This is a genomic window from Oerskovia sp. Root918, from assembly GCF_001428945.1.
Lineage (GTDB): Bacteria > Actinomycetota > Actinomycetes > Actinomycetales > Cellulomonadaceae > Oerskovia > Oerskovia enterophila.
Genome location: NZ_LMJG01000004.1, coordinates 68,220 through 94,359 on the forward strand (window position 1 = coordinate 68,220; position 26,140 = coordinate 94,359).

Sequence of the window (26,140 nt, forward strand, 5' to 3'; positions counted from 1 at the left end):
CCTCTCTGCTCGTCCCCCTCGCCTTCGTCGGGACGCTTCCATCCGCTCAGGCTGCCGAGACCGAGATGGAGCCCGGCGTCACGCTGCGGACCTTCCAGCTCGCGCAGGACCCCGGCTCGGTGTGCACCCTCAAGTCGGGAACCACGCCCAACGTCGACAAGCTCATGCCGACGATCGACTGGAGCACCCCGGAGCAGTTCGGTGCGTCCGACCGCTTCATCTCCCACGCCCTCGCGACGCTCACGGTGCCTGCTGAGGGCGAGTACTCGTTCCGCGTGACGAACGACGACGGCGCTCTGGTCTATGTCGACGACCAGCTCGTGCTCGAGAACGACGGCCCGAACGACTCGACCTCGGTCGAGGGCGCGATCACCCTGACCGCGGGCGCTCACGACCTGCGCGTCGAGTACTACGAGGGGACGGACAAGCAGCGCCTGACGCTCGCGTGGAAGACCCCCGGAGCCACGTCGTTCGTGGTCGTCCCCACGTCGGTGCTGAGCACCGAGGCCAACGTCGTGCGCGTGACCGCGCCCGGCAACAAGTACTGCGAGGGTGCGACGGACACCTCGGGCGACGGCCTGCGCCTGGACACCGTCAACCCGAACTACGAGCTCGTCGACCTGCGTCCTGCGGGCTTCGAGCCCAAGGTCTCGGGCCTCGCGTTCACCCCGGACGAGAAGCTGGCCGTGGTGACCACGGGTGACGTGAGCTCCGGTGGCTGGCGGCCCAACCCGACGTCGGGCGAGGTGTACCTCCTCGACGGCGTGATCGACGCGACCGGCCCCGAGGACGTCACGGTGACGAAGGTCGCCGACCAGCTCCTCAACCCCATGGGCATCGAGGTCATCGAGGACTCGATCTTCGTCTCCGAGCGGTACCAGCTCACGCAGCTCACCGACCCGGACGGCGACGGCTTCTACGACACGCACACCAAGATCGCCGGATGGCCCGACGGCGGCAACTTCCACGAGTTCGCGTTCGGCCTGATCCACGACGAGAACTACTTCTACGTCAACCTCTCGGTCGCGATCGACAACGGCGGCGCGACGACCACCCCGCAGCCTGCAGCCAACCGTGGCACGTCGATCAAGATCGACCGTGCGACGGGTGAGGTCACCTACGTCGCGGGCGGCCTGCGCACCCCGAACGGGATCGGCTTCGGCCCCGAGGGTGCGATCTTCGGGACGGACAACCAGGGCGCGTGGCTCCCTGCGAACAAGCTCGTCCACATCGAGCAGGACAAGTTCTTCAACCACTTCACGACCCCTGCCGGGAAGTTCGACGCGAACCCTGTGTCACAGCCCGCGCTGTGGCTCCCGCAGAACGAGATCGCCAACTCCCCGGGCAACCCGATCCTCGTCGAGGACGGCGAGTTCGCCGGGCAGATGCTCCTCGGTGACGTCACCTACGGCGGACTCCAGCGCGCGTTCCTCGAGAAGGTCGACGGCGAGTTCCAGGGTGCGGTCTTCCGCCACACCGCGGGCCTCGAGGTCGGCGCCAACCGTGTCATCACGGGCCCCGACGGCGCGCTGTACGTCGGCGGCACGGGCGAGGGCGGCAACTGGGGCGAGTCCGGCAAGCTGCGGTTCGGCCTGCAGAAGCTCTCCTTGGTCAACGAGGACTCGTTCGACATGAAGGAGATGCGCGTCGTCGAGGGCGGGTTCGAGATCGAGTACACCGATCCGGTGTCCGACGCCGTCGTGGCGAAGCTGGCCGACGCCTACGCGCTCAAGCAGTGGCGCTACGTGCCGACGCAGCAGTACGGCGGACCCAAGGTCGACGAGTCGCCGCTGTTCGTCACCGACGCCACGGTGTCCGAGGACCGGACGACGGTCACGCTCAAGGTCGACGGTCTCAAGCCCGGCCACGTCGTGCACCTGCGTTCGCCGCGTCCGTTCGCCTCGGACGAGGGTACCGAGCTCCTGAGCACCGAGGCCTGGTACACGCTCAACTCGCTGCCGGGCTACGTCGCCCCGGCAGACCGCGGCTGGTACGAGGCCGAGGAGGCGCAGCCGCTCGGCAGCTCGAGCCTCGGCTCGGACCACAGCAACTACTCCGGCTCCGGCTTCGCCGCCGGGATGCAGAACGTCGGCTCCGGCCGCACGTTCGCCGTGACGGTTCCCGAGGCGGGCACCTACCCGCTCAACCTGCGCTACGCGAACGGCATCCACCCGTACACCGAGCTGCGCGCCAAGGACGTCTCGCTCTACGTCAACGGTCAGAAGGTCGGTCCGTGGACCCTCCCCACGACCGGCGACTGGAAGGTGTGGGACACGATCACGCGTGACGTCGACCTCGCCGCGGGACACAACACGATCACCCTCAAGTACGACCAGGGTGACCAGGGCAACGTGAACCTGGACGTGCTGTCGATCGGGCAGAACCCCGACATCTGCTCCCCGGCCGACGTCGAGGACGGTTACCGCGGCATCTTCGACGGCACCCTCGCGAGCCTGGCCGACTGGAAGCTCGCGGGCTCCGGGACGTTCGGCCGCCAGGACGACTGCTCGATCCGCACCAACGGTGGCATGGGTCTGCTCTGGTACACGGCCCAGGAGCTCGAGGAGTACTCGCTCAAGCTCGACTGGAAGCTCGTCAAGGACGACAACGGCGGCGTGTTCGTCGGATTCCCGAACCCGGGCAACGACCCGTGGGTCGCGGTCAACCAGGGCTACGAGATCCAGATCGACGCGAGCGACGCGGCCGACCGCACCACGGGAGCGATCTACACGTTCCAGGGCGCTGACGCAGCGGCCGTGACCGCGGCGCTCAAGCCCGTGGGGCAGTGGAACGCGTACGACATCCGCGTCGAGGGAGACCGCATCCGGATCTACCTCAACGACGTGCTCGTCAACGACTTCACGAGCACCGACCCGGCGCGCGACCTGTCGAGCGGCTTCATCGGCATCCAGAACCACGGCGCCGGTGAGACGGTCTCCTACCGGAACATCCGCGTCAAGGACCTGGGTGCCGAGCCCGAGCCCGAGCTCGCGGTGTCCGTGACCGTCCAGCCCAAGTGCGTGGCCGGCAAGGTCACGCTCAACGTGCGTGCCGTCAACGACGACACGGTGCCCGTCGACGTCGTGCTCAGCACACCGTTCGGCAAGAAGACCATGACCGGCGTCCTGCCGGGCAAGTCGGCCCAGCAGACGTTCGCGACGCGCTCGACCTCGATCGAGGCCGGGACCGCGACCGTGACGGCGACTTCCGGAGGCAAGGAGGTCGTGGTCGAGACGACCTACGACGCGTCGAGCTGCGGCTGACGCGTGACCGGGCGGCGGCCGGCATGACCGGCCGCCGCCCCGTGGGGTCGGCAGCAAGCGACCCCGCGCCAGGTGCATGATGCGGCGGCGACTCGCCAGGCGGGACGCCGCCGCATCGTGCACTCGGCGCAGCGAGACCGCGCACCACCCGGTATCACCCCCGCACGACCGCCGCACCGCAGGTTTGCCCTCGTCGTGCGGCGTCTGTCACCATCTGCCGGGGCGTCGACGACGACGCTCCGTCTGTCGTCGAGAGGTAGTCGACCATGCTCGCGCACCTTGGTCGGGTCACGGTCCGTCTCCGAGCTCTCGTCCTGGCCCTGTGGGTCACGCTCGCTCTCCTGGGGGCGGTGATCGGCGGCGGGGTCTTCGACCGCACGACCGCGGTCGACAGCCTGCCCGCCGGTGCGCCCGCCGCGCAGGCGCAGGCGCTGCTCGACGAGCTCGACCCGCAGGGGCAGACGCTCACGGCCGTCGTCGGCGGCGTCGACTTCTTCACTCCGTCTCTCCTCGAGAGCGGGTACCGCGTCATGCAGGAGGTCCGTGAGATCCCTGGGGTCCTGGAGGTCACGGACGCGTTCACGTCGGGCGGCCTGATCTCGGACGACGGGCTCAGCTCGCTCGTCGTGGTCGAGCTCGAGCTCGACCTCACGGACGAGCAGGCCCTCGCGGTCGGAGACCGCGTGGTGGCGGTCCTGCAGACGATCGACGCGCCCGAGGTCGTCGTGGGCGGCGAGCTCATGGCCGAGCGGACGTTCGCCGACATCGCCACGGCCGACGCGGTCGTGGGCGAGTCGGTCGCTCTCGTGGTGCTGTGCGTGGTCCTCGTGCTCGTGCTGGGCGGCCTGCGCGCAGGGCTGCTGCCCGTCGCCGCCGCGCTCGCGTCGATCGCGGCCTCGCTCCTGGCGCTGAGCGCCCTGGCCGGCATGGTTCCCGTGAGCGAGTTCGCGGTCAACGTGGTGACCCTCCTGGGCCTGGGCCTGGCCGTCGACTACAGCCTTCTGGTCGTCGTGCGGTTCCGGGAGGAGCGGGACCTGGCCCCTGGGGCCACGCTCGAGGAGCTGATGGCGAGGACGGTATCGACCGCGGGACGGGCGGTCCTCGTGTCGGGGCTGGCCGTCGCGTCGGCGCTCACGGGGCTGCTCGTGCTCGCCGACCCGCTGCTCGCGAGCATGGCGCTGGGCGGCCTGCTCGTGGTCGGTCTGACGACGGTCGCGGGGATCACGCTCGTACCGGCCCTGGTCGCGGTGCTGCACGCGTCGATCCCGGCCCCGCGGACCCGGACCTGGGCACGCCGCCGGACGGGGACGGGAGCCGGGCTGCTCGCGCGGTCGGCGTCGTTCGCCCAGCGCCGACCGGTCGCGGTCACCCTGGGCTCAGCGGCCGTCCTCTTGCTCCTGAGCGCCCCGCTGGCCTCGCTCACGCTGGGGAGCTCGGACGCACGGTCGCTCCCGCCGGGCACGCAGGAGCGGGTCGCGCAGGAGAAGGTCGAGCAGGACTTCGACGTCCTGGGGGTCCAGCCCGTCACTCTCCTCCTGGGGGCCTCCGTCGAGGACCCGCAGGTCCGGTCGCTGCTCGACGCGGTCTACGGGCTGCCGGGCGTCGAGGACGTCCAGCACCTGGAGGACTTCCCGCCCGACGTGACGGTCGCGGAGGTGACCCCCGACGGCACGGCCACGGGCGAGGAGGCGCAGTCCGTGGTCCGGTACGTCCGAGGGCTCGACGTGCCGTTCTCGGTGCAGGTCGCGGGCCCGGCGGCCGAGCTCGTCGACGCGACCCAGCAGTCGCGGGACCGGCTCCCGTGGGCGTTCGCCGCGGTCGTGCTGCCCGCCATGCTCCTGCTGGGCTGGCTCACCCGGTCGGTCGTGGTCCCGCTCAAGGCGCTGGTCCTGAACCTGCTCGCGCTGACCGCGTCGCTCGGGGTGCTCGTCGCGGTCTTCCAGTGGGGCTGGGGCGCGCGGTTCCTGGGCTTCGAGCCCACGGGCACGATCGACGCCACGAGTCCCGCGCTGCTGTTCGTCTTCCTGTTCGGCCTGTCGATGGACTACGAGGTGTTCCTCCTCGCCCGCATCTCGGAGGAGTGGCGTCGACGGACCGGGGACGACCGCCGCGCGAACGACCGGGCCGTCCTCGCGGGCGTCGTGGCGTCGGGTCCTGTCATCACGGTCGCAGCCGTGTCGATCGGGATCGTGTTCGCGGGCTTCGCGTTGGGCGACCTCGTGGCGATGAAGGAGATCGGTGTGGGGATGGCCGTCGCGGTCCTGCTCGACGTCACGATCGTCCGCGGCCTGCTGCTCCCGGCCTCGATGTCGCTGCTGGGACGCTGGAACTGGTGGTTCCCGGGCGGGCGGAGGGGCCCAGGCCGCGGCGTCGAGCCGGACGGGGCGCGCGGCGAGGAGCCCTCGCCGCGCACCCTCGTGGGCAGCGGTGCGTCAGCAGGCGCCGGCCGGGGCTGACGGCACGGCCAGGAGGAACCCGGGCGCCCCGAGGCCCGCGCGGGCGAAGGCGCCGGCCACGGCGTCCGCGACCGCGGACGCACGCTCGGCCGGGACCAGTGCGATCGCGGACCCCCCGAAACCGCCGCCCGTCATGCGGGCTCCCAGCGCGCCGGCGTCGCGTGCAGCCTCGACCGCGACGTCGAGCTCGGTCGCGGAGACCTCGTAGTCGTCGCGCAGGGACGCGTGGGACGCGTCCATGAGCGGCCCGACGTCGGAGGCTCGCCCCGCGCGCAGCAGCGACACCAGGTCCTGGGTCCGGGCGATCTCGGTCACGACGTGACGCACCCGGCGGCGCGAGACGTCGTCGGGCAGCCGGTCGAGCGCCGCGGCGAGGGCCTCGGCGGCCGCGGCCTCGCGGGTCGCCGCGTCTCCCTCGGCAGCGCCGGCAGCGATGACCGAGTCCGCGAGCTCGCGCAGGTTCGCGAGCCCCAGGGTCGCGGCGGCCGCCTCGCACGTCGCCCGTCGCTGCGCGTACTGGCCGTCGACCAGGGCGTGCTCGGCCCGGGTGTCGATCACGAGCAGCGCGAGCCCCTCGGCCGCGAGGTCGAACGGGATCTGCTCGACGGCGTCGACCGGGTCGAGCCCCGGCCGGCAGTCGAGGAGCAGCGCGTGGCCCGGGGCGCAGCGCAGCGAGGCCGACTGGTCCATGCCGCCCGTCGGGGCGCCCGCGACCTCGTTCTCGGCGCGGATCGCGGCGGCTGCGAGCGTCGCCCGCCCGGCGTCGGTGGCCGCGAGACCCAGGCCGGCGACGTCGTCGATCCCGACCGCGACCGAGCACTCGAGCGCGGCCGACGACGACAGGCCCGCGCCGTAGGGCACGCACGAGTCGACCACGGCGTCGAAGCCCCGGATGGTCCCGGCCGAACCGCCGGTCGCCTCGAGGTGCTGCCCGAGCGCCCAGGCGACCCCGGCCACGTACGCGGCCCAGCCGGTCACGGCTCCGGGCGCGACGTCCTCGAGCCGCCCGGTCCACGCGGCACCGGGCTCCTGGGCCGACGCGAGACGCACGACCGAGTCGGTCCGGGGGCGCAGCGCGACGTACGTGCGGTGGGGGAGCGCGATGGGCAGGCACAGCCCGGCGTTGTAGTCGGTGTGCTCGCCGATGATGTTGACGCGCCCCGGCGCGGCGTAGACGCGGACCTCGGGGGCGCCGTCCGCCTCGTCCCCGCCTTCCGTGCCGTCCGCGGGGTACGCCGCCGCGAAGGCCTGCCGGACGCGGTCCGCACCGACGTCGTCGGGCCAGGACTCGACCCACTGTGCCGCCGGGGCCGGGGCGAGCGCCTGCAGGCGCGCAGCGATCCGCTCGGGGGTCGTGTCGCTGACCCACGCGCCCATGCCCGACTCCGAGCCCGCGAGGTACTTGAGCTTGCCCGGTGCGCGCAGCACCGAGAAGACCTGCAGGTGCAGGCGCGAGAGCTCGCGCCCCTCGCGCACCGGGGCCTGGTGCCAGGCAGCGATGTAGGGCAGGGGGACGGGCGCGCCGTCGGGCCCCTCGAAGAACAGGTCGAGGCGGCGCAGGAGCTCGAGGTAGGCGACCGCGAGGTCGTCCCGCTCGGCGTCGGTGAGCGCGGGGAGGTCGGGCACGTCCCGGCGCGGCGCGACGTGCACCTCGACGGGCCACCGGGCCGCGAAGGGCACGTAGGCGACCCAGTGCTCGGTCTCCAGGACGATCCGGCGGCCGTCCGCGAGCTCGGCGTCGAGGACGTCGCGCAGCAGGTTGCCGCCCGTGCGCTCGTGGTGCGCGCGGGCCTGCTCGAGCATCGCGCGGGTCGTGGGCGTGATGTACGGGTAGCCGTAGATCTGGCCGTGCGGGTGGTGCAGGGTGACGCCGATCTCCTGCCCGCGGTTCTCGAAGCAGAAGACCTGCTCGACGCCGGGTTCGCGTCCGAGGGCCTCGGTGCGGTCGGCCCACGCGTCGATGATGGTGCGCACGCGCTGCGGTGGCAGCGCGCCGAACGACGAGGAGTGGTCGCTCGAGAAGACGATGACCTCGCAGCGGCCCGACGCCGGAGCGCGGGTCTCGAGGGTCCCCTCGCCCTCGAGCGCTCCTTCGACGTCGGAGACGCCCGGCACGAACTGCAGCGACGGGAAGCGGTTCTCGAAGACCACGACGTCGTAGTCGGTGTCCGGGACCTCGCCGTCCGAGTAGGCCGCGCCGGGGCGGGCCGGGCACAGCGGGCACGAGTCCGCAGCGGGCAGGAACGTGCGGTTCATGCGGTGCGCGGCCATCGGGATCCAGTCGCCCGAGAGCGGGTCGAGGCGCATCTCGGGGCCCGTGTAGGGGTGCTCGTGCCCGTCGGGACCGGTCACGGCGGCGAACCGGTCGCCCAGCGGCCGGGGGTCGTCGAGCCGACGCGTGAGCTCGCCCGCGACGTACGCGGGCGAGTCGTCGAAGTAGACGAGCTCGCGGCCGTCGGCCAGGCGGGTCGGGGTGCGGCGCAGGTGCTGGTTCATCGGGAGGTACGACCGTCCTGGGGTGCGGGGGTGGGTGGGGTCTGGGCGGGCTGTGACTGCGGGGCCGGCGGACCATCGGGCGGAGAGGCGACCAGGAGCTGCTCGACGACGTCGCGCGCGGCCTCCTGGTCGGAGGTCGGGAGGGCGTCGTCGGTCACGAGCACGTCGACCTGGTCGAGCCGTGCGAACACGCTCAGGCCCGTGGTGCGCCACTTGGTGTGGTCGGCGAGCACGACGGTGCGTCCCGCGATCGCGACGAGGGCGCGGTCGGTCGCGGCCTCGTCGAGGTTGGGCGTCGTCAGCCCCGCCTCGACGCTCACGCCGTGCGCGCCCAGGAAGGTCTGGTCGACGCGCAGGCTCGCGAGCGCGGCCTCGGTGAGGGGACCGACCAGAGCGTCCGACGGCGTGCGCGACCCGCCCGTGAGCACGGTCTCGAGCTGCGGGTCGCCCGCGCGGTGCAGGGCTTCGGCGACCGGGAGCGAGTTGGTCACGACGGTCAGGGGGCGCAGCCGCGGGTCTGCGGCGATCTCGACAGCGAGCAGGTGCGTCGTGGTGCCTGCCGACAGGGCGATCGAGGAGCCGGGGGAGACGAGGCGGACGGCGGCGCGGGCGATCGCGCGCTTCTCGTCGAGAGCGAGCGCGCTCTTGGCCTCGAACCCGGGCTCGTGCGACGTGGCCTGCGGGGAGACCGCGCCTCCGTGGACCTTGCGGAGCAGTCCCTGCTCGGCGAGCTCGAGGAGGTCGCGGCGCACGGTCATGTCCGAGACGCCGAGCTCCTGGGTCAGGTCGGCGATCCTGACGGCTCCGTGGTCGCGGAGCCCCGCGAGGATGCGTTCGTGGCGCTGGGAGGCGAGCATGCTGCCATGGTGACACATTCGAACAGAAAGCAACAAGAGCGAACATGCTCGATGGTGAGCGCTTTCGGCGTCGTGGGCCGGGACGCGTGACGGCCGTCCACCAGGACGGTGGACGGCCGTGGACTCGTGGGGCCCGCGTGGATCAGTACCGGATGGCGTCGATCACCTTGACCCGGACCGCGACGAGCGCGGGGATCAGCCCGGCGAGCGCACCGACGCTCACCGCGGCGACCATGCCCGTGACGGCCGCCGAGACCGGGAAGCCGGGACGGTCCTGGACCGTCGAGCCCATGAGCGTGTCGAGCGGGACGTTGTGCAGGATCACGACCGCGAGCGAGACGCCCACGACCCCGGCCACGACCGTGGCGACGACGCTCTCCATGAGCACCGAGAAGAAGACCCGGCCGGACGAGGCGCCGAAGCTGCGTCGGATGCCGATCTCACGGATCCGGTACCGGACGGTCACGAGCGCGATGTTGACGAGCCCCAGCCCGCCGAGCAGCAGGGCGATCGCACTGACCCCGAGGATGACCCACTTGGTCGCGCCGTCGATCATGCTCATGTCGGGGCTGTCCATGCGGTTGACGTCGACCTGCGTCCCGGGGATCGCCCCCGTCAGGTCGCGGCGGACGGCGTCGGTGAGCACGTCGACCGTGTCCGGGGGGACCCAGAGCTCGAGCGACGGCACGCCGGAGCTCATGAGCGCCTCGGGGGAGGCCCACCGCAGGTGGGACTCCACGAGCATGTAGGCGGACGGGCCTTCGCCGGGCCAGCTGTCCGGGTAGGAGCCGACGACCGTCGCCAGGACCGGGTTCTCGCCCCCGATCACGATGGTCGGGTGGTCCTCGATGCGCTGGCCGAGGGTATCGAGGAACGACTGGTTGACCACGAGGGCGGGGGACAGGTTCTCCTCGTCGGCCTCGGTGAACCACCGGCCGCCGTCTACCACGAACCGGTGCATGGTCGCCCAGTCGGCGCTGACGGCGTTGGTCTGGGCCTGGAGGGTCCCGCCGGGGAAACGGAACGGGGTCTGGGTCCACATGACCATGGACGAGTACTCGACCTCGTACCGGGCCACGATGTCGTCGTACGCCGCGACGTACTCCTCGATCCCCGGCATCTCCTGTCCCGTCGGGTACGCACTGACGTTGAGCGTCGCGGGGCGTCCGCTCCAGCGCTCGTTGGACTCGGCCGAGACCTGGCGCAGCATGTCGCCTGCCGCGGTGATGGTCGTGATGGCGCAGACCGCCACGGCGACGCCGACCAGGGCGAGAAGCACGCGGAGCTTGTGGACCCGCAGCTCGTCCCAGGCTTCCGCCAGGGCTCCGAAGAATCCGGTCACGAGGCCACCACCGAGTCGCCGAAGAGGTCGTCGATCGAGTCGCCCGCGCCGGAGGGCGCGCGGACCCCGGTCGCGTCGGCGAGGGGCGCGGACGACGCCACCGTGCCCAGCGGGACGGCGACGTGCTCGGCCTGGTGGTCCTCGCCGTCGGGCACGTGCTCCACGGCCGTGCCCAGCCCGTCGAGCGAACCCGCGCTGCGGGCGCCGATCGCGATGGGAGTGAGGACGCCCTCCGCGAGGCGGAAGTGGCGCTTGGCGCGCGAGGCGACCGCGAGGTCGTGGGTGATGGCGATGAGGGCGGACCACGTCGAGCGCGCCCGTGGGCTCGTCGGCGAGGATCACGCGGGGGCCGCGGACGAGCGCGCGGGCGATGGCCACGCGCTGCTGCTCGCCGCCCGAGAGCTTCTCGGGCATGGTGTCGAGACGGTCGCCCAGGCCCACGCGCTCGAGCATCTCGGCGGCGAGCGTCTTGCGGTTCCAGAACTGCTTGCCCTGCGCGTAGAGCAGGGGCGCGGCGACGTTCTCCAGCGCGGTGCGCGCCTGGAGCAGGTTGAACTGCTGGAACACGAAACCGAAGTCCGCCCCGCGCCGGCGCGCGCGGACCCGGCCGGACAGGCGGCCGATCGGGACGCCGTCGAGCAGGAACTCGCCTGCCGTGGGCGTGTCCAGCAAGCCCAGGATGTTCAGGAGGGTCGACTTGCCGGTCCCCGAACGCCCGACGATCGAGACGTGCTCGCCCGCGTCGACCGTGAGGTCGATCCCGCGCAGGATCTCCAGGATCCGGTCGTCGGGCAGGCGGACCGACCGGGTCACGCCGTGCAGCTCGAGCAGGCTCATCCGGCCGAGCCCCCGTACATCATGCCCTCGTCGACCGGCGCGACGTCCTGGCCGGGCACGAACTCGAGGACCAGGTCGCCCTCGGCGAGCCCCTCGACGATCTGCACCTGCGTGCCGTCGGTGATGCCGAGCTTCACGGCCTTCTCGGTGTTCGTACCGTCCTCGGCGACGACCCACACGTTGCCCGTCTCGACCGAGCCCTGGACCGCGGTGATGGGGACCAGCAGGGCGTCCTCGGCCGAGCCCGCGGTCACCTCGAGCTTGGCGGCCAGTCCCGCGAACACGACCGTGCCTGCCGGGACGGCGCACGTGATCGACGCCGAGGGCGTCGCGCCGGGCTCGGTGCCCGGCTCCTCGGTGCCCGCCGCCGGGGCGGCTGCCGCCGTGCCCATGCGCAGCGCGGTGCAGGTGAACGGGGCGGGGCCACCCGTGACCGTGACCGTCGCCTCGGTGGGGATCGTCAGGAGACGGAACTGCTGCTCGGGGAGCATGGACGCGGTCACCGACAACGTCCCGGGGGACACCGAGGCGAACGTCTCGCCGACGCTCACCTCCTGGTCCTTGATCGCGGTGAACGTCGCGACGGTCCCGGCCGAGCCGGCCTTCATGGTGGTCCGGGTGACCTTGGGCTTGCGCTCGGTGACCTTCTCCTCGCCCGTCTCCTTGTTCGTGGTGACGAGAGGGTCCTGCGGCGTCTCGAGCGTGACCTCGAGGAGCGGGGCACCGGCCTCGACGACGTCACCGACCTTGGCGTGCACGGCGGTGACCTTGCCGACCTGGGTCACCTTCTCCTGGCCGGCAGGGTCCGCGACGACCGAGCCCGTGAGGGTCACGGTGTTGGTGATGGGGCCCTTGGCGACCTCCACCTGCGGAAGGGTCACGACGGCCGACGGGAACTCGGCGTCGCCCGCCGCCTGGGGGGCCGACTTGAACGCGATCACCACCAGGGTCACCGCGATCACCGCCCAGATCACGAGACGAAGGGTAGGAAAGATGATCCGGCGTGTGACGCCCACGGCAGGTCTCCAGGTGAAATCCGATGAGCCGACAGCTCAAGGTCCAGGCATGCTCTGGGAAGACTAGGGGGTGGGCGAGCGCCCACGTATCCACCTCAGGTATGAGATGGATGCGCGAAAGATCACGATCAGGTCAGGTTCCTGCCGTGATGTCTGCCTGCGTCCCCCTGGACAACCCTCATTGGTCGCACTTCTGACAAACGATCTGCGCACCATACACCGGTCGAGACGAGGGGTGTCCAGACGTCCGGTCGCCGTTTCGCGGAGTGTTCCGCGAGGGCAGCCGTCCCGTGTCGCGGGACGGCCGTCCGGCAGCCGGTGCGCGCGGTCGGCCGGAGGTCCGACGACGACGGGCCCGGTCCGTGCGGACCGGGCCCGTGCGCGCAGGGTGTGCTCTCGGGTGCGCTGCGACCTAGACGGGCGAGAGCCCGAGGCGGCGGCCGGCGAGCCCGCGGCTGCGCGTCGCGAGGTGCGTCGCGACCTGGCGCAGCGCGACCGCGGCCGGCGACGAGGGGTTCGTCAGCACGACAGGTGTACCGGCGTCACCGGCCTCGCGCAGGGTCACGTCGAGCGGGACCTGCCCGAGGAGCTCGACGGGGCTGCCCGTCGCCTTCGAGAGGTTCTCGGCGACCCTCGCCCCGCCGCCGGACCCGAACAGCTCGAGCCGGGACCCGTCCGGCTGCTCGAGCCACGACATGTTCTCGACGACGCCGAGCACGCCCTGCTGCGTCTGCGTCGCGATCGACCCCGCGCGCTCGGCGACCTCCGCGGCAGCGACCTGCGGCGTGGTGACCACCACGATCTCGCTCGACGGCAGGAGCTGGGCGACCGAGATCGCGATGTCGCCCGTGCCCGGCGGCAGGTCGAGCAGGAGCACGTCCAGGTCGCCCCAGTAGACGTCCGCGAGGAACTGCTGGAGCGCACGGTGCAGCATGGGACCGCGCCAGATCACGGGCTGCCCCTGCGGCACGAACATGCCGATCGAGACGACCTTGACCCCGTGCGCGACGGGCGGCAGCAGCATGTTGTCCACGCGCGTCGGAGCCCGGTCCACGCCCAGCATGCGCGGGATCGAGAAACCGTAGATGTCGGCGTCGACCACGCCCACGTTGAGGCCGTCCGCGGCGAGCGCGACCGCGAGGTTGGCTGTCACCGACGACTTGCCCACGCCGCCCTTGCCCGAGGCGATCGCGTAGACCTTGGTCAACGAGTCCGGCTTGGCGAAGGGGATCTCGGGCTCGCCGACGCCCCCGCGCAGCATGGTGCGCAGCGCCGTCCGCTGCTCGGCGCTCATGACGCCCAGGTCGACGTCGACCTTCCCGACGCCCGCCACGGTCTGCGCAGCGGCCGTGACGTCCTTGACCAGGGTCGACTTCATGGGGCAGCCCGCGACCGTCAGGTCGATGCCGACCACGACGTGCGCACCCCCCGCGGCAGCCGCGTCGATGCTCACGTCGACCGAGCGCACCATCCCCAGCTCGGTCACGGGGCGCCGGATCTCCGGGTCCATGACCTGGGTCAGAGCCGTCCGGACGAGGTCCTCGAGTGCATCGGTCGTGGGTGTTGCGGAGCCGCCAGCCATGGCCCCATCCTAAGCGGGCGTCTAGCGTTCGAGGATGGACGCCCTCGCCTCGATCGCCCGTGACTCGGCACTCTTCCTCGACGCCGTCCGCGCGGCACGGCCGGACGCCCGCGTACCGGCCTGTCCCGAGTGGGGCGCGGCGGACCTGACGTACCACCTGGCCGAGGTGCAGGACTTCTGGAGCGCCGTCGTCGGGCCCGCGGAAGGGCGCGGGCTCGACGGCGACGACGTGCGCACGCTCCCGCGGCCCGACGACGACGCGGCCCTGCCGACGCTCGCCGCCGAGGCCACCGCCAGGCTGCTCGCCGCGCTCGCGGGCCGTGACCCCGCCGAGCCGTGCTGGTCGTGGCACGACGCGGGCCGCACCGTCGGGTGGGTCGCTCGCCGGCAGGCGCACGAGGCGCTCGTCCACCGGGTGGACGCCGAGCAGACCGCCGGCCGGGACATCACGAGCGCCGACCCCGAGGTGGCCGCGGACGGGGTCGACGAGATCCTGCGCGTGCTGGTCGACGGCATCCCCGAGTGGGCGACCTTCACCCCCGACGGGAGCACGGTCGCTGTCGCGGTCGACGGCCCCGGCGAGACGCCCCGCTCGTGGGAGCTCGCGTTCGGGCGCCTCACGGGCACCGGGCCCGAGTCGGGCACCGCGTACGACCTCGACTCGGCGCAGCTCGTGGACCTGCCGGGATCGACGACCACGCAGGTCTCGGGCGCGGCGTGGGACCTCGACCTGTGGCTCTGGGGACGCGGAGAGCGGGACGGTCTGGTCGTCCGCGGGGACGCGGCGCTCGCGGACCGCCTGCGCGCGGTCGCGGGGCAGGAGACGCAGTAGACGCCCGTCCGCTCGCGTCGGGGCGGACCGGACCTGCAGGTAGCGGGATCACCGCACGGCCGGTCGCGTCAGCGCGGCTCGGGCGGGGCGTCCGCGCGACGGGCGCCTCCCGAGGACCGGCGCGCGTCGCGCGTCCCGCTCCGCGGTGGCTGCGCGGTCCGGGGGAGCGGCGAGTCGAGCCCCGGGCGCTCCGCCCCGTCGGCGCGGGCGGCCTCCGCGCGCTCGGTCTCCTTCTCGTCGAGCTCCTCGAGCAGGTTGCGGATCTCGGAGCGGACGAAGTCGCGCGTCGCGACCTCGCTCAGCGCGATACGCAGGGCCGCCATCTCCCGTGCGAGGTACTCGGTGTCCGCGAGGTTGCGCTCGCCGCGCTGGCGGTCCTGCTCGGCGCTCACGCGGTCGCGGTCCGTCTGGCGGTTCTGCGCGAGCAGGATGAGCGGTGCCGAGTAGGACGCCTGGAGCGAGAGCATCAGGGTCAGCGCCGTGAAGCCCAGCGCGGCCGAGTCGAACCGCAGGGACTCGGGTCCCCACGTGTTGAACCCGAGCCACAGGAGGCAGAAGACCGTCATGTAGAGCAGGAACCGCGGGGTGCCCATGAAACGGGCGATGCCCTCGGAGATCTTGCCGAACGCGTCCTGCTCGACCCGCACGCGGGGCAGCAGGGTGCGGCGCGCGGCCTTGGGGGTGTCGAGGCGCTCAGCCACGGTGACCTCCTCGGCGGACGGGGAACGCGGACGACGCGGGGGTCTGGGTGCCCAGGCTCGTCTCCTCGGACTCGTCGTCGGTCTCACGCCAGTCGTCCGGGAGCATGTGGTCGAGCACGTCGTCGACGCTGATCGCGCCCAGCAGGCGCTTCTCGTCGTCGAGCACGGGCAGTGCCAGCAGGTCGTAGGCCGCGAGCAGACGCGTGACGCGCCCGAGCGGCGCGTCGGGGCGCACCCACTCGATGTCCGAGTCGAGCACCGACCCGACCGAGACGTGCGGGGGCTCTCGCAGGAGCTTCTGGAAGTGCACGATGCCGAGGAAGCGGCCCGTGGGGGTCTCGAGCGGCGGGCGCACGACGAACACCATCGCGGCGAGCGCCGGGGGCACGTCCTTGCGGCGGATCTGGGCGAGCGCCGTGGCGATCGTGGTCTCGGGGCCCAGGATCACGGGCTCGGTCGTCATGAGACCGCCCGCGGTGTCCTCGCCGTAGGCGAGCAGGCGGCGCACGTCCCGCGCCTCCTCGGGCTCCATGAGCTCGAGGAGCTCGGCGGCCTGCTCCTGCGGGAGCTCGTGGAGGAGGTCGGCGGCGTCGTCGGGCTGCATGGCCTCCAGGACGTCGGCGGCGCGGTCGGTGTCGAGGCCGGAGAGGATCGCGACCTGGTCGTCCTCGGGGAGCTCCTCCAGGACGTCGGCGAGACGCTCGTTGTCGAGGGCCGTGGCGACCTCGAGGCGGCGCGTGTCGCCCAGGTCGTGCAGGACGTCGGCGAGGTCGGCGGGCTTGAGGTCGTCGTAGGCCGCGAGCAGGCGGGCGGCCCCCTGGGTCTCGGGTGTGCCGGCGAGCCCCGTGACCGCGCCGATCTCGACCACGAACGCGTCGCCCCGCCGCCGGATGCCGAGCGCGTTGGGGGTCGTGTGACGGCGCACGAAGAGCTGGTTGACGAGCCAGTCGCCCGTGCGCTGCTTCTCGATCGAGAGGTCCTCGACGGTCGCGGAACCCGACCCGTCGACGAACTGCACGGTGCGGTCGAGGAGCTCGCTGACCGCGAGGGTCTCCATGGCGCGCTGCTCGAAGCGGCGCATGTTGACGAGACCGGTGCTGATGACCTGCCCGGCGTCGATGCTCGTGACGCGGGTCAGGGGCAGGAACACGCGCCGTCGCCCGGGGACCTCGACCACGAGGCCCACCGCGCGGGGAGCCCCCTTGGGGCGGAGGAGGACGACGACGTCGCGCACGCGTCCGACCTGGTCACCGAGGGGATCGAACACCGCCGTACCGGCCAGGCGCGCGACGAAGACGCGGGTAGTTGCACTCACGTCGCAAGACTACGCACCGCCCGTCGGGGTGGCGCCCCGACGGGCCGGACGGAGCGGGCGAGCCGGGGAACCCGCGGACCGTGGCCAAGTCGTGACCTGATTCTCGCGGAGACCACTGGACTAGACGAGTGCAACCTGCTTGAATCTGGAACCAACGAGGCGCAATCGATCATGATCTGTCATTCTTGGTGACGGAACGTGACGGAGCCCTCATCGCGGCAGAGCACCCTGCCGCGACACAGCTCGAGCAACACCTCAATGCAATGAAGCGGAGGAAGTACTCATGAAGAACCCGATCCGGCTCGTCAGCATGACGATCGTCGCGGGCCTCGCCCTCTCGGCGTGCGGCTTCGGCGGCGACAGCGGCAGCGACAGCACGGCGGCCGACGGCGCCACGACCCTGAACCTCCTGGTTCCCACCTACTCCGACCAGACGAAGTCGCTCTGGGAGGACGTGATCAAGGGCTTCGAGGCAGAGAACACGGACATCGACGTCAAGCTCGAGGTCCAGTCCTGGGACAACATCAACGACGTGGTCCGGACCAAGGTCCAGTCGAACCAGGCCCCCGACATCCTCAACATCGACGCCTTCGCCGGGTTCGTCGAGGACGACCTGCTCTACTCGGCCGACGAGGTCCTCTCGCCCGACACCGTCGCGGACTTCCAGGAGTCCTTCGTCGAGAACGCCTCGATCGACGGCACGCAGTACGGCCTGCCGCTCATCGCCTCGGCCCGCACCATGTTCTACAACAAGGACATCTTCGAGAAGGCGGGCGTCACGGCGCCCCCCACCACGTGGGACGAGCTCGAGGCCGCCGCGACCAAGATCTCGGCGCTGGGCGACGTGTACGGCTACGGCCTGCCGCTCGGCTCGGAGGAGGCCCAGGCCGAGGCCGGCATCTGGTTCTTCGGCGGCGGTGGCGGCTACGGCGACGCGTCGGAGATCACGGTCGACACCCCCGAGAACCTCGAGGCGACCCAGTTCTTCCAGAAGCTCGCCACGAGCGGCCTCACGCAGCCCGACGCCGGTGCGTCCGACCGCACGCCCCTCATCGACACGTTCATCCAGGGCAAGATCGGCATGATCGTCGGCCTGCCGCCCACGATCGGTCAGATCGCCGAGAAGAACCCCGACCTGAACTACGGCACCGCGCCGATCGCCACCAAGGACGGCTCGCCCGTGACGCTGGGCGTCGCCGACCACCTGATGGCCTTCAAGAACGACGGCAAGAAGCAGGACGCGATCAAGAAGTTCCTCGACTACTACTACACGCCCGACGTGTACGTGCCGTGGGTCGACGCCGAGGGCTTCATCCCCGTGACGAAGTCCGGCTCGGAGGAGCTCGCGACCAAGGAGTCCATCGCGCCGTTCCTCGCTCTGCTGCCCGACGCGCAGTTCTACCCGTCGACGAACCCGAAGTGGTCGGCCACGCAGGGCGCGATCCAGTCGCTCATCGGCCAGGTCGCGCAGGGCAAGGACGCAGCGGCGGTCCTCCAGGAGATCCAGGCCAAGGGCGACTCCTGACCCCGGACCGGTAACTGCCCGTCCAGCAGTCCCTGGTCCCCGCGGCACGGCCGGCTCGACCGGCCCGTGCCGCGGGGACCAGGGACCCGGCACCGAAGGACCTCGATGAGCTCGACCACCACCACCGCCCCGGCGCCCGCCGCCGGTTCACCCGAGCGGCCGCCGGTCCGCGGGGGCGGCTCCGTCGTCGGACACCGTGACCACGAGGGAGCGGGGCAGGCCTGTGCGCGGGGTGGGGGCCGAGGCGTCGCCCGTGCCGCGGGGACCAGGGACCCGGCACCGAAGGACCTCGATGAGCTCGACCACCACCACCGCCCCGGCGCCCGCCGCCGGTTCACCCGAGCGGCCGCGCCGCTCGTTCCGGGAGCTGCTCTCCGCGCTTCCCTGGATCGGCCCCAGCCTCGCGCTGATCATCCTGATCGTCCTGTTCCCTGCGGGGTACATGGTCTTCAGCTCGACCCGTGACATCTCGCAGTCGGGCATCGACCGGGGGAGCGCCGGGTTCCAGAACTACCTGGACGTCTTCGCGATCCCCGCGCTGCCTCGCGTGCTCGCGAACACCGCGGTGTGGGTCGTCGCCGTCGTCGCCCTCACGGTCGTCCTGTCGCTCGCGCTGTCCAACTTCCTCAACAAGCAGTTCCCCGGCCGGCAGATCGTCCGCCTCGCGGTCATCGTGCCGTGGGCCGCGAGCGTCGTGATGACCACGACCGTCGTCTACTACGGGCTCCAGCCCAACTACGGCATCATCAACCAGTTCCTGGCGGACGTGGGCATCCTCGACAGCCCGGACTTCGGCTTCACCAAGAACGCGACGTCCGCGTTCGTCGTCGCGATCGTCGTCGCGGTGTTCGTCTCGCTGCCCTTCACCACGTACACGCTCCTCGCGGGGCTCCAGTCGATCCCGAGCGACGTGGTCGAGGCGGCACGCATGGACGGCGCCTCGCACCGGCAGGTCTACTTCTCGATCATCCTGCCGCAGCTCAAGCCCGCTCTCGCGGTCGCCGCGATCATCAACATCATCAACGTCTTCAACTCGCTGCCGATCCTGCGCCTCATGACGGGGTCGATCCCGGGATACGACGCGGACACCACGACCACGCTCATCTTCAAGCTCATCCAGTCCGACCGCGCGGTCGACCAGGCGAGCGCGCTGTCGGTCGTGAACTTCGTGATCGTGATCGCGGTCATCGCGCTCTACATGCGCATCGTCAAGCCGATGAAGGGAGTGGACGAGTGAGCAACGGAGTCCTGACGCGCGAGCCGGACGCTCGCCCCGCGCAGCCCCTCAAGAAGCCGTCGAGGTATGCGACCGGGGGCCCCGGCTCGGGCGGGTCGATCCCCGGACGGGTCGTCGCGGGCATCCTCGTGGCGCTGCTCTTCCTGCTGCCCTACGGCATCATGCTGTTCGGCTCGCTCAAGAGCCGGGCGGAGATCCTGCGGATCCCGCCGACGTACTTCCCCGAGCAGTGGCACCCCGACAACTACGTCACCATGTGGTCCACCCCGGAGACGCCGCTCCCGCAGAACCTCGTCTCCACGATCGTCATCTCGGTCGCGGCGACGGTCCTGGTCCTGATCGTGGCCCTGCCGGCCGCGTACTTCACGGCACGCTTCCGGTTCCCGGGGCGCATGGCCTTCCTGTTCCTCGTGCTGGTCACGCAGATGCTCCAGCCCGCAGTGCTCGTCGCGGGCCTCTTCCGGCAGTTCCTCGCGTTCGGGATCGTCGACACCTGGCTCGCGATGATCCTGGTCAACGCGGCCTTCAACCTGGCGTTCGCGGTGTGGATCATGCACAGCTTCTTCGCGAGCGTCCCGCAGGAGATCGACGAGGCCGCGCAGATCGACGGAGCGGGGCGGTGGGCGACGCTGTTCCGCATCAACCTGCCGTTGGTCTGGCCCGGTATCGTGACGGCGATCATCTTCACCTTCGTCGCTGCGTGGAACGAGTTCGCCGCCAGCCTCGTCATTCTCTCGACGGCCGGCAACCAGCCGCTGTCCGTGGCGCTGACGAAGTTCGTGGGTCAGTACGACTCGGCGTGGCAGTACGTGTTCGGCGTCTCGATCGTCGCCATCGTGCCTGTCATCATCCTCTTCGCGATCATCGAGAAGCGTCTCGTCGGAGGTCTGACCGCAGGGAGCATCAAGTGACACGCATCGAGGACGCGACCCACGAGCTCGGCGGCGCTGCCGCGGAGCCGTCGGGCGGACTCAGCAAGTCGGTCCGCTGGGAGCGCATGCTCGCGCTCCTGGCGGACCGCCGCCGCCTCTCTGTCACCGAGGTGGCAGAGCTGTTCGGCACCTCGGAGTCGACCGTGCGCCGGGACTTCGACCAGATGGCGGACCGGCAGCTCGCGCACCGTACCCACGGGGGGATCGTCGCGGCCTCGGTCGCGTACGGCCTGCCCGGCCGGTACGGCAAGCAGCTCGACGACCGTCAGCGTCTCGCGGAGGCGGCGGCCCACCTGGTCACGCAGCGCCACGCGGACCAGGCCGTCATCGGGTTCAACGGCGGGCGCACCACGACCCTGGTCGCCAAGGCGCTCGGCGAGCTCTCGGACCAGGGGTCCGAGCACGCGGCCCGCAACGGCGAGCACGTCTACACGATCGTGACGAGCGCGCTCAACATCGCCGCTGAGCTCGTCCTGCGCCCGCAGCTGCGCACGGTGTGCCTGGGCGGCACGGCGCGCGCCCAGTCCTACGAGCTCACGGGCCCCATGGCCGTGAGCATGGCCCGCACCCTGTGGCTCGACGTGCTCGTGCTCGGCATGGTCGGCATCGACGCCCAGGCGGGGCTCACGTGCGGTGACCCCGACGAGGCCGGGGTCACGTCCGCGCTCGTCGAGCACTCGCGCCACGTGATCGCCGTCGGGACCTCCGACAAGGTCGGCGAGCGCTCGTTCGCGCAGATCTGCGACATCTCCCGGATCACCACGCTCGTCACCGACTCGGGCGCGACCGAGGAACAGCTCGCGCCCCTGCGGGACGCAGGCGTCGAGGTCATCGTCGTCTAGGACGAGACCCCGCCGCTCCCGCCTCACACGTCCGCACCACGACGGACGCCGGACCGCGCCGACCGCGCAGCCCGGTGGCCACACCAGAAGGGTTTGACATCACCATGAGCACCTCCCACGTCAGCGTCGAGATCGCGAGCCAGCCCCAGGTCTGGCGCGAGGCGGCCCGCCTCGCCGCCGAGAGCTCCGCGGTCCTCCCGCAGCCGGGCGAGCGCGTCGCGATCGTCGGTTGCGGCACGTCCTGGTTCATCGCCCAGGCCTACGCGGCCCGCCGCGAGGAGCTGGGTCAGGGGGTCACGGACGCGTTCGCCGGCAGCGAGTACCCGGTGGGCCGTGAGTACGACCGCGTGGTGGCGATCACCCGTTCCGGGACGACCACCGAGATCCTGCACCTCCTCGAGGTGCTCGACGGCAAGCAGCGCACCCTGGCGATCGTCGGCGACCCGACCTCGCCCGGCGCGAGCGCAGCGGACGACGTGGTCGTGATGCCCTTCGCCGACGAGCAGTCCGTGGTCCAGACCCGGTTCGCGACGGCCGCGCTCACGCTCCTGCGCGCAGGCCTGGGCGACGACATCGAGTCTCTCGCGACCGCAGCCGAGGAGGTCGTGGGCTGGGAGGTCCCCGAGGCCGTGCTGGCCCGTACCCAGTTCACGTTCCTGGGTCGCGGCATGGCCGTGGGGCTCGCGAACGAGGCTGGGCTCAAGATGCGCGAGGCGTCGCTCGCCTGGGCCGAGGCGTACCCCGCCATGGACTACCGCCACGGGCCCATCAGCATCTCCGACGAGACGAGCGCCGTGATCCTGCTCGGCGCCGAGGTCCCGGGCCTGGTCGAGGACATCGAGCGCACGGGGGCCCTCGTGGTGCGCTTCGACGAGGACGCGCAGCTCACGCTCGTGCGCTGCCAGCTCCTGTCTGTCGCGAACGCCGAGCGCAAGGGCCTGGACCCCGACGCCCCGCGTCACCTGACGCGCTCGATCATCCTGGAGGACTCGGCATCATGATGGTCGGGGAAGAGCAGGTCGCCTTCCCCGCCGTCCCGGAGCTCCTGTCGCCGTCCCACGGAGGGGCGGCGGCGGGAGCGACGGGGGCAGGCCTGCGCCCGGCGGTGATCGCGCTCGACGTCGGCGGGACCGACATCAAGTCCGTGCTCGTCACGCGCGGCACCGACCCGGACGGGCTCGACCAGATCCTCGTCGAGCGGGTCACCCCCACCCGTGCGGCCGAGGGCCCCGAGGCCTCGCTCGCCGCGGTCCTGGCGGCCGTCGAGGCCCTGCGCGCCGAGGTACCCGCGGGGTACCAGGTCCTGGGCGTGGGCCTCGCGGTGCCGGGCACGGTCGACGAGTCGGCGGGCCTCGTGGTGAGCGCCGAGAACCTCGACTGGGTCGACCTGCCGCTGCGGCAGGTCGTCGCGGACGCGACGGGCCTGCCCGTGGGCTTCGGCCACGACGTGCGCGCGGGGGGCCTCGCCGAGGCCCGCCTGGGCGCGGGCCGCGGAGCGCCCGACCACGCCTACGTGTCGATCGGCACGGGCATCGCTGCGGCGGTCGTCCTGCACGGTCAGGTCTACGTGGGCGGCGGGTACGCGGGCGAGATCGGGCACGGTGGCGCGCACGGCGGGGCGCCATGCCCGTGCGGCGGCACCGGGTGCGCGGAGACGTTCGCGTCGGCCGCGGGCATGGCGCGCAGCTATCGCGAGCTCACGGGCGCGACGACCGACGAGGTGCCCGGCTCCGCCGAGGTCCTGGCGCGCGCCCACGCGGGCGACGCGGTGGCCCGCGAGGTCTGGGACCGCGCGGTCGACCGCCTCGGCGAGCTCGTCGCCGAGATGGTCCGTGTCCTGGCGCTGCCCGTCGTGGTGATCGGTGGAGGGCTCGTGCGCGCGGGCGACGACCTCATGGTCCCGCTCGACGCCGCGGTGCGCTCGTACCTCACGATCCACCCGGCGCCCCGGCTCGTCCCGGCCACGCTGGGACCGGCGGCCGGCACGTACGGTGCGACGGTCCTCGCGTGGGACGCCGTGAGCGCGGCCGCGCTGGAGTCGCTGTGACGGGCCCCGGGCAGGTCCGCGTCCTGTGCCTCACGCCCAACCCCGCGTGGGACGTCACGTACGGGGTCGACCGCCTGGACCCGGGCGAGGCGCTGCGCGTCCGGTCGGTCGCCGCCCGCGCGGGCGGCAAGGGGGTCAACGTCGCGCGCGTCGTGCGCGCGCTGGGCGGGGACTCGGTCGCGGTCGCCCCCGTGGGTGGCCTCCTCGCGCCAGCGTTCGCGGCGGACCTCGAGGCCGCGGGCCAGCCCGCGTCGCTCGTGCCGGTCGCGGGCGCGCTGCGGCAGGCGGTCGCGGTCGTCCCCGAGCACGCGGGGCCCGACGACGGAGGTCACCCCACGGTCCTCAACGAGCCGGGGGCCGTGCTCACCGAGGAGGAGTGGGGTCTGCTCGTCCGCACCGCGGTCGCCCTCGGGGCGGACCGTCCGGTCGTGACGATCTCCGGCTCGCTCCCACCGGGCACGACGCAGGCCCGGTTCACCGACCTGGTGCGCGCGCTGCACGAGGCCGGCTGCCCGGTCCACGTCGACGTCTCGGGGCCGGGTCTGCTCTGGGCCGCCGAGGCGGGCGCCGACCTGATCAAGCCCAACCGGGCCGAGCTCGCCGAGGCGACCGGGACGCACGACCTGACACAGGGCGTGGCCGCGCTCCAGGCGCTGGGCGCGCGGGACGTCGTCGTGACCGACGGTGAGAAGGGGCTCGCGGCGTTCGCGCCGGGCTCCACGGCCCCTGCGGCGAGGGCCCGGCTCGACGCCCCCGTGCACGGCAACCCGACGGGAGCCGGCGACGCCGCCATGGCGGCCCTCGCGGTGAGCGTCGGACTGCCCTGGGCCGAGCGCCTCGCCCTGACCGTCGCCACGTCGGCCGCAGCCGTGCTGCAGCCGGTCGCGGGCGAGGTCGACCCCGAGGACGTGCGGCGGCTCGCCGACCGCGTCCTGACCGAGAACGTGAACGACACCCCGAGAACCACGGAGGACTGAATGCCGCTCGTCACCGCCAGCCAGCTGATCGACCGAGCCCGCGCCGAGCGCCGGGGGGTCGGCGCCTTCAACGTGATCCAGGTCGAGCACGCCGAGGCCTTCGTGGCCGCGGCCGCACGCGCCGGCACGGGCGTCGTCCTGCAGATCAGCCAGAACGCCGCGAAGTACCACGGCGGGCTCGAGCCGATCGCGCTCGCGACGCTCGCGATCGCCCGTGCGTCGAGCGCACCCGTCGTGGTGCACCTGGACCACGCCGAGGACCGCGCCCTCGTGAGCGAGGCCATCGAGCTGGGCATGGGCTCGGTCATGTACGACGGTTCGGCCCTCGACTACGAGGCGAACGTCGAGGCGACCGCCGACGTCGTGCGCGAGGCCCACGCCCGCGGGGTCTTCGTCGAGGCCGAGCTCGGCAAGGTCGGGGGCAAGGACGGGGTGCACGCCCCGGGCGTGCGCACCGACCCGACCGAGGCCGTCGCGTTCGTCGCCGCGACCGGCGTCGACGCGCTCGCGGTCGCGGTCGGCTCGTCGCACGCCATGACGGATCGCACGGCCTCGCTCGACTTCGAGCGGATCGCCGAGCTGCGGGCGGTCGTGCCGGTGCCCCTCGTGCTGCACGGGTCCTCGGGCGTCGCCGACGCCGACCTCACGCGTGCCGTCGAGGAGGGGATGACCAAGATCAACATCTCGACCCACCTCAACAACACCCTGACGCGGGCGCTGCGCACCTATCTCGAGCAGAACCCGACCGTCGTCGACCCGCGCAAGTACCTCGGTGCGGGCCGCGACGCGATGCGCGACGAGGTCGTGCGGCTGCTGGGTGTGCTGAACGCGGCCTGACGGGGTTCTCCCGGGAGGCCGAGGGGCGTCGTCGGGGGAGAGGGTGCCGGCCCTCTTCCCCGACGTCCGCCCTCTGCCTCGCTGATACCCCCTGAGTGAACGCCCTCGCCTCCTGCCGACTTGTACGGGAGACTGGGCAGATGAGCATGACTCGTCCCAATTCCGCGCCCAAGGTCCCGACGCCGCCGAGCGGGGAGCAGATCGCGTCCTACGCGACCTACCTCGAGGCGCAGAAGGCCGTCGACTACCTCTCCGACAACAAGTTCGCCGTCGAGTACGTGACCATCGTCGGCACCGACCTGCGCATGGTCGAGCGCGTCATGGGCCGCCTCACGTACGGTCGGGTGGCGCTCGCGGGCCTCGCGTCCGGTGCGTGGTTCGGCCTGTTCGTGGGCCTGCTGCTCTACATGTTCAACAGCGGCGGCGGCCTGATGCTCGCGGCGATCGGACTGGGTGCGGGCTTCGGCCTGCTGTTCTCGGTGCTGTCGTACTCGCTCACGGGCGGCAAGCGTGACTTCACCTCGTCGAGCCAGATCGTCGCCTCGTCGTACTCGCTGCTGTGCCTCGCGGAGCGCGCGGGCGACGCACGCCGCCTCCTGTCCCAGATGCCCGACGGCGCCGCGGCCATCGCGCGCCAGGTCCCGCCGGTCGCGGGTCCGCCCGCGCAGCCGGGCCAGTGGGGCCAGGCTCCCGGCCAGCAGCCGGGGCAGCCGGGGCAGACGTGGGGGACCCAGCAGCCGACGGCCCCGCACGCTCCGGCTCCCGTCGCGACGCCGGTCCAGCCGGCCGACGCGCCGGCCCAGCCGGCACCTCCGGCCAGGACGCCCGACCCGCGCTGGACGACGCCCTCGGGCGCGCCGCGCTACGGGGCCATGCGCAGCGACCTCACGCCCCCCGCTCCTGCCGACGGCGCGCCAGTCGAGGGGCACCCCGCTCCGGCGACCGACGCCCAGGCTGCGGCCGACGGCGCGACCGACGAGACGTCGTCGGGCACGCGGTAGGTCCGCTTGCTCGCGTGGAGGCACGGTGATCCGAGCCAGGGGGCG

19 protein-coding genes and 2 pseudogenes are annotated in these 26,140 nt (G+C 72.2%); 12 read left to right on the forward strand and 9 right to left on the reverse strand.

The annotated features are described in order from the left end of the window. The first annotated feature begins 65 nt into the window (after positions 1-65). Both ASE27_RS06320 and ASE27_RS06325 read left to right on the forward strand, forming a co-directional pair. A complete protein-coding gene (locus ASE27_RS06320; RefSeq protein ID WP_200955904.1) occupies positions 66-3,263 on the forward strand; it encodes a family 16 glycoside hydrolase in 3,198 nt (1,065 codons plus the stop codon). Positions 3,264-3,529: 266 nt separating this feature from the next. After that, on the forward strand, positions 3,530-5,719 hold the full coding sequence (locus ASE27_RS06325; protein ID WP_056647674.1) for an MMPL family transporter: 2,190 nt from the start codon (positions 3,530-3,532) through the stop codon (positions 5,717-5,719). Here the strand turns inward: ASE27_RS06325 and galK are convergent. The 7 genes and pseudogenes from galK to ASE27_RS06350 form a co-directional block, all read right to left on the reverse strand. Continuing rightward, positions 5,696-7,060, reverse strand: coding sequence for a galactokinase (galK, locus tag ASE27_RS20580; protein WP_369818992.1), 1,365 nt, complete (start codon positions 7,058-7,060; stop codon positions 5,696-5,698). The two genes, ASE27_RS06325 and galK, sit on opposite strands and share 24 nt — an antisense overlap. After that, positions 7,034-8,215: pseudogene (gene galT / locus ASE27_RS20850) on the reverse strand (galactose-1-phosphate uridylyltransferase); the annotation flags it as partial. The pseudogene galT and the gene galK, both read right to left, overlap by 27 nt. Next, a complete protein-coding gene (locus tag ASE27_RS06335) occupies positions 8,212-9,072 on the reverse strand; it encodes a DeoR/GlpR family DNA-binding transcription regulator (protein WP_200955905.1) in 861 nt (286 codons plus the stop codon). The gene ASE27_RS06335 and the pseudogene galT, both read right to left, overlap by 4 nt. Positions 9,073-9,214: 142 nt before the next feature. Continuing rightward, the gene (locus ASE27_RS06340; RefSeq protein ID WP_056647907.1) at positions 9,215-10,414 is read right to left on the reverse strand and encodes an ABC transporter permease; all 1,200 of its coding nucleotides are present in this window, start codon (positions 10,412-10,414) and stop codon (positions 9,215-9,217) included. 212 nt (positions 10,415-10,626) lie between these two features. Then, positions 10,627-11,251 (reverse strand): annotated as a pseudogene (locus tag ASE27_RS19710) (ABC transporter ATP-binding protein); the annotation flags it as partial. Continuing rightward, a complete protein-coding gene (locus ASE27_RS06345; protein ID WP_056647680.1) occupies positions 11,248-12,225 on the reverse strand; it encodes an efflux RND transporter periplasmic adaptor subunit in 978 nt (325 codons plus the stop codon). The pseudogene ASE27_RS19710 and the gene ASE27_RS06345, both read right to left, overlap by 4 nt. A gap of 454 nt (positions 12,226-12,679) precedes the next feature. Further along, on the reverse strand, positions 12,680-13,849 hold the full coding sequence (locus ASE27_RS06350) for an Mrp/NBP35 family ATP-binding protein (protein ID WP_056647682.1): 1,170 nt from the start codon (positions 13,847-13,849) through the stop codon (positions 12,680-12,682). A 34-nt stretch (positions 13,850-13,883) separates the two neighbouring features. On the opposite strand from ASE27_RS06350, the gene ASE27_RS06355 reads away from it, so the two are divergent. Continuing rightward, positions 13,884-14,681: a maleylpyruvate isomerase N-terminal domain-containing protein gene (locus ASE27_RS06355; RefSeq protein ID WP_056647685.1), complete on the forward strand. Its 798-nt coding sequence runs from the start codon at positions 13,884-13,886 to the stop codon at positions 14,679-14,681. Positions 14,682-14,749: 68 nt separating this feature from the next. On the opposite strand, the gene ASE27_RS06360 is transcribed toward ASE27_RS06355, so the two are convergent. After that, on the reverse strand, positions 14,750-15,382 hold the full coding sequence (locus ASE27_RS06360) for a DUF1003 domain-containing protein (RefSeq protein WP_056647689.1): 633 nt from the start codon (positions 15,380-15,382) through the stop codon (positions 14,750-14,752). Further along, positions 15,375-16,697, reverse strand: coding sequence for a magnesium transporter MgtE N-terminal domain-containing protein (locus ASE27_RS06365; RefSeq protein WP_056647690.1), 1,323 nt, complete (start codon positions 16,695-16,697; stop codon positions 15,375-15,377). Before ASE27_RS06365 ends, ASE27_RS06360 begins: the two co-directional genes overlap by 8 nt. 283 nt (positions 16,698-16,980) lie before the next feature. On the opposite strand from ASE27_RS06365, the gene ASE27_RS06370 reads away from it, so the two are divergent. The 9 genes from ASE27_RS06370 (at position 16,981) to ASE27_RS06410 (ending at position 26,095) form a co-directional block, all read left to right on the forward strand. Beyond that, complete coding sequence (locus ASE27_RS06370) at positions 16,981-18,222, forward strand: extracellular solute-binding protein (protein WP_056647694.1); 1,242 nt, start codon at positions 16,981-16,983, stop codon at positions 18,220-18,222. A gap of 292 nt (positions 18,223-18,514) precedes the next feature. Then, positions 18,515-19,459, forward strand: coding sequence for a carbohydrate ABC transporter permease (locus ASE27_RS06375; RefSeq protein ID WP_056647697.1), 945 nt, complete (start codon positions 18,515-18,517; stop codon positions 19,457-19,459). Then, positions 19,456-20,370 carry a carbohydrate ABC transporter permease gene (locus tag ASE27_RS06380; protein ID WP_235534249.1) on the forward strand — a complete coding sequence of 305 codons (915 nt, stop codon included), beginning with the start codon at positions 19,456-19,458 and terminating at the stop codon, positions 20,368-20,370. The genes ASE27_RS06375 and ASE27_RS06380 overlap by 4 nt, the downstream gene beginning before the upstream one ends. Further along, the gene (locus ASE27_RS06385) at positions 20,367-21,233 is read left to right on the forward strand and encodes a DeoR/GlpR family DNA-binding transcription regulator (RefSeq protein ID WP_235534247.1); all 867 of its coding nucleotides are present in this window, start codon (positions 20,367-20,369) and stop codon (positions 21,231-21,233) included. Before ASE27_RS06380 ends, ASE27_RS06385 begins: the two co-directional genes overlap by 4 nt. A gap of 104 nt (positions 21,234-21,337) precedes the next feature. Beyond that, on the forward strand, positions 21,338-22,234 hold the full coding sequence (locus tag ASE27_RS06390; RefSeq protein ID WP_056647699.1) for an SIS domain-containing protein: 897 nt from the start codon (positions 21,338-21,340) through the stop codon (positions 22,232-22,234). After that, positions 22,231-23,280 (forward strand): ROK family protein, encoded by a 1,050-nt coding sequence (locus tag ASE27_RS06395; protein ID WP_082608621.1) that lies wholly within the window; start codon positions 22,231-22,233, stop codon positions 23,278-23,280. Before ASE27_RS06390 ends, ASE27_RS06395 begins: the two co-directional genes overlap by 4 nt. Beyond that, positions 23,277-24,257, forward strand: coding sequence for a 1-phosphofructokinase family hexose kinase (locus tag ASE27_RS06400; protein ID WP_056647702.1), 981 nt, complete (start codon positions 23,277-23,279; stop codon positions 24,255-24,257). Before ASE27_RS06395 ends, ASE27_RS06400 begins: the two co-directional genes overlap by 4 nt. Continuing rightward, positions 24,258-25,094 carry a class II fructose-bisphosphate aldolase gene (locus ASE27_RS06405; protein ID WP_056647705.1) on the forward strand — a complete coding sequence of 279 codons (837 nt, stop codon included), beginning with the start codon at positions 24,258-24,260 and terminating at the stop codon, positions 25,092-25,094. Between the two features lie 140 nt (positions 25,095-25,234). Continuing rightward, a complete protein-coding gene (locus ASE27_RS06410; protein ID WP_056647708.1) occupies positions 25,235-26,095 on the forward strand; it encodes a general stress protein in 861 nt (286 codons plus the stop codon). The last annotated feature ends 45 nt before the right edge of the window (positions 26,096-26,140 follow it).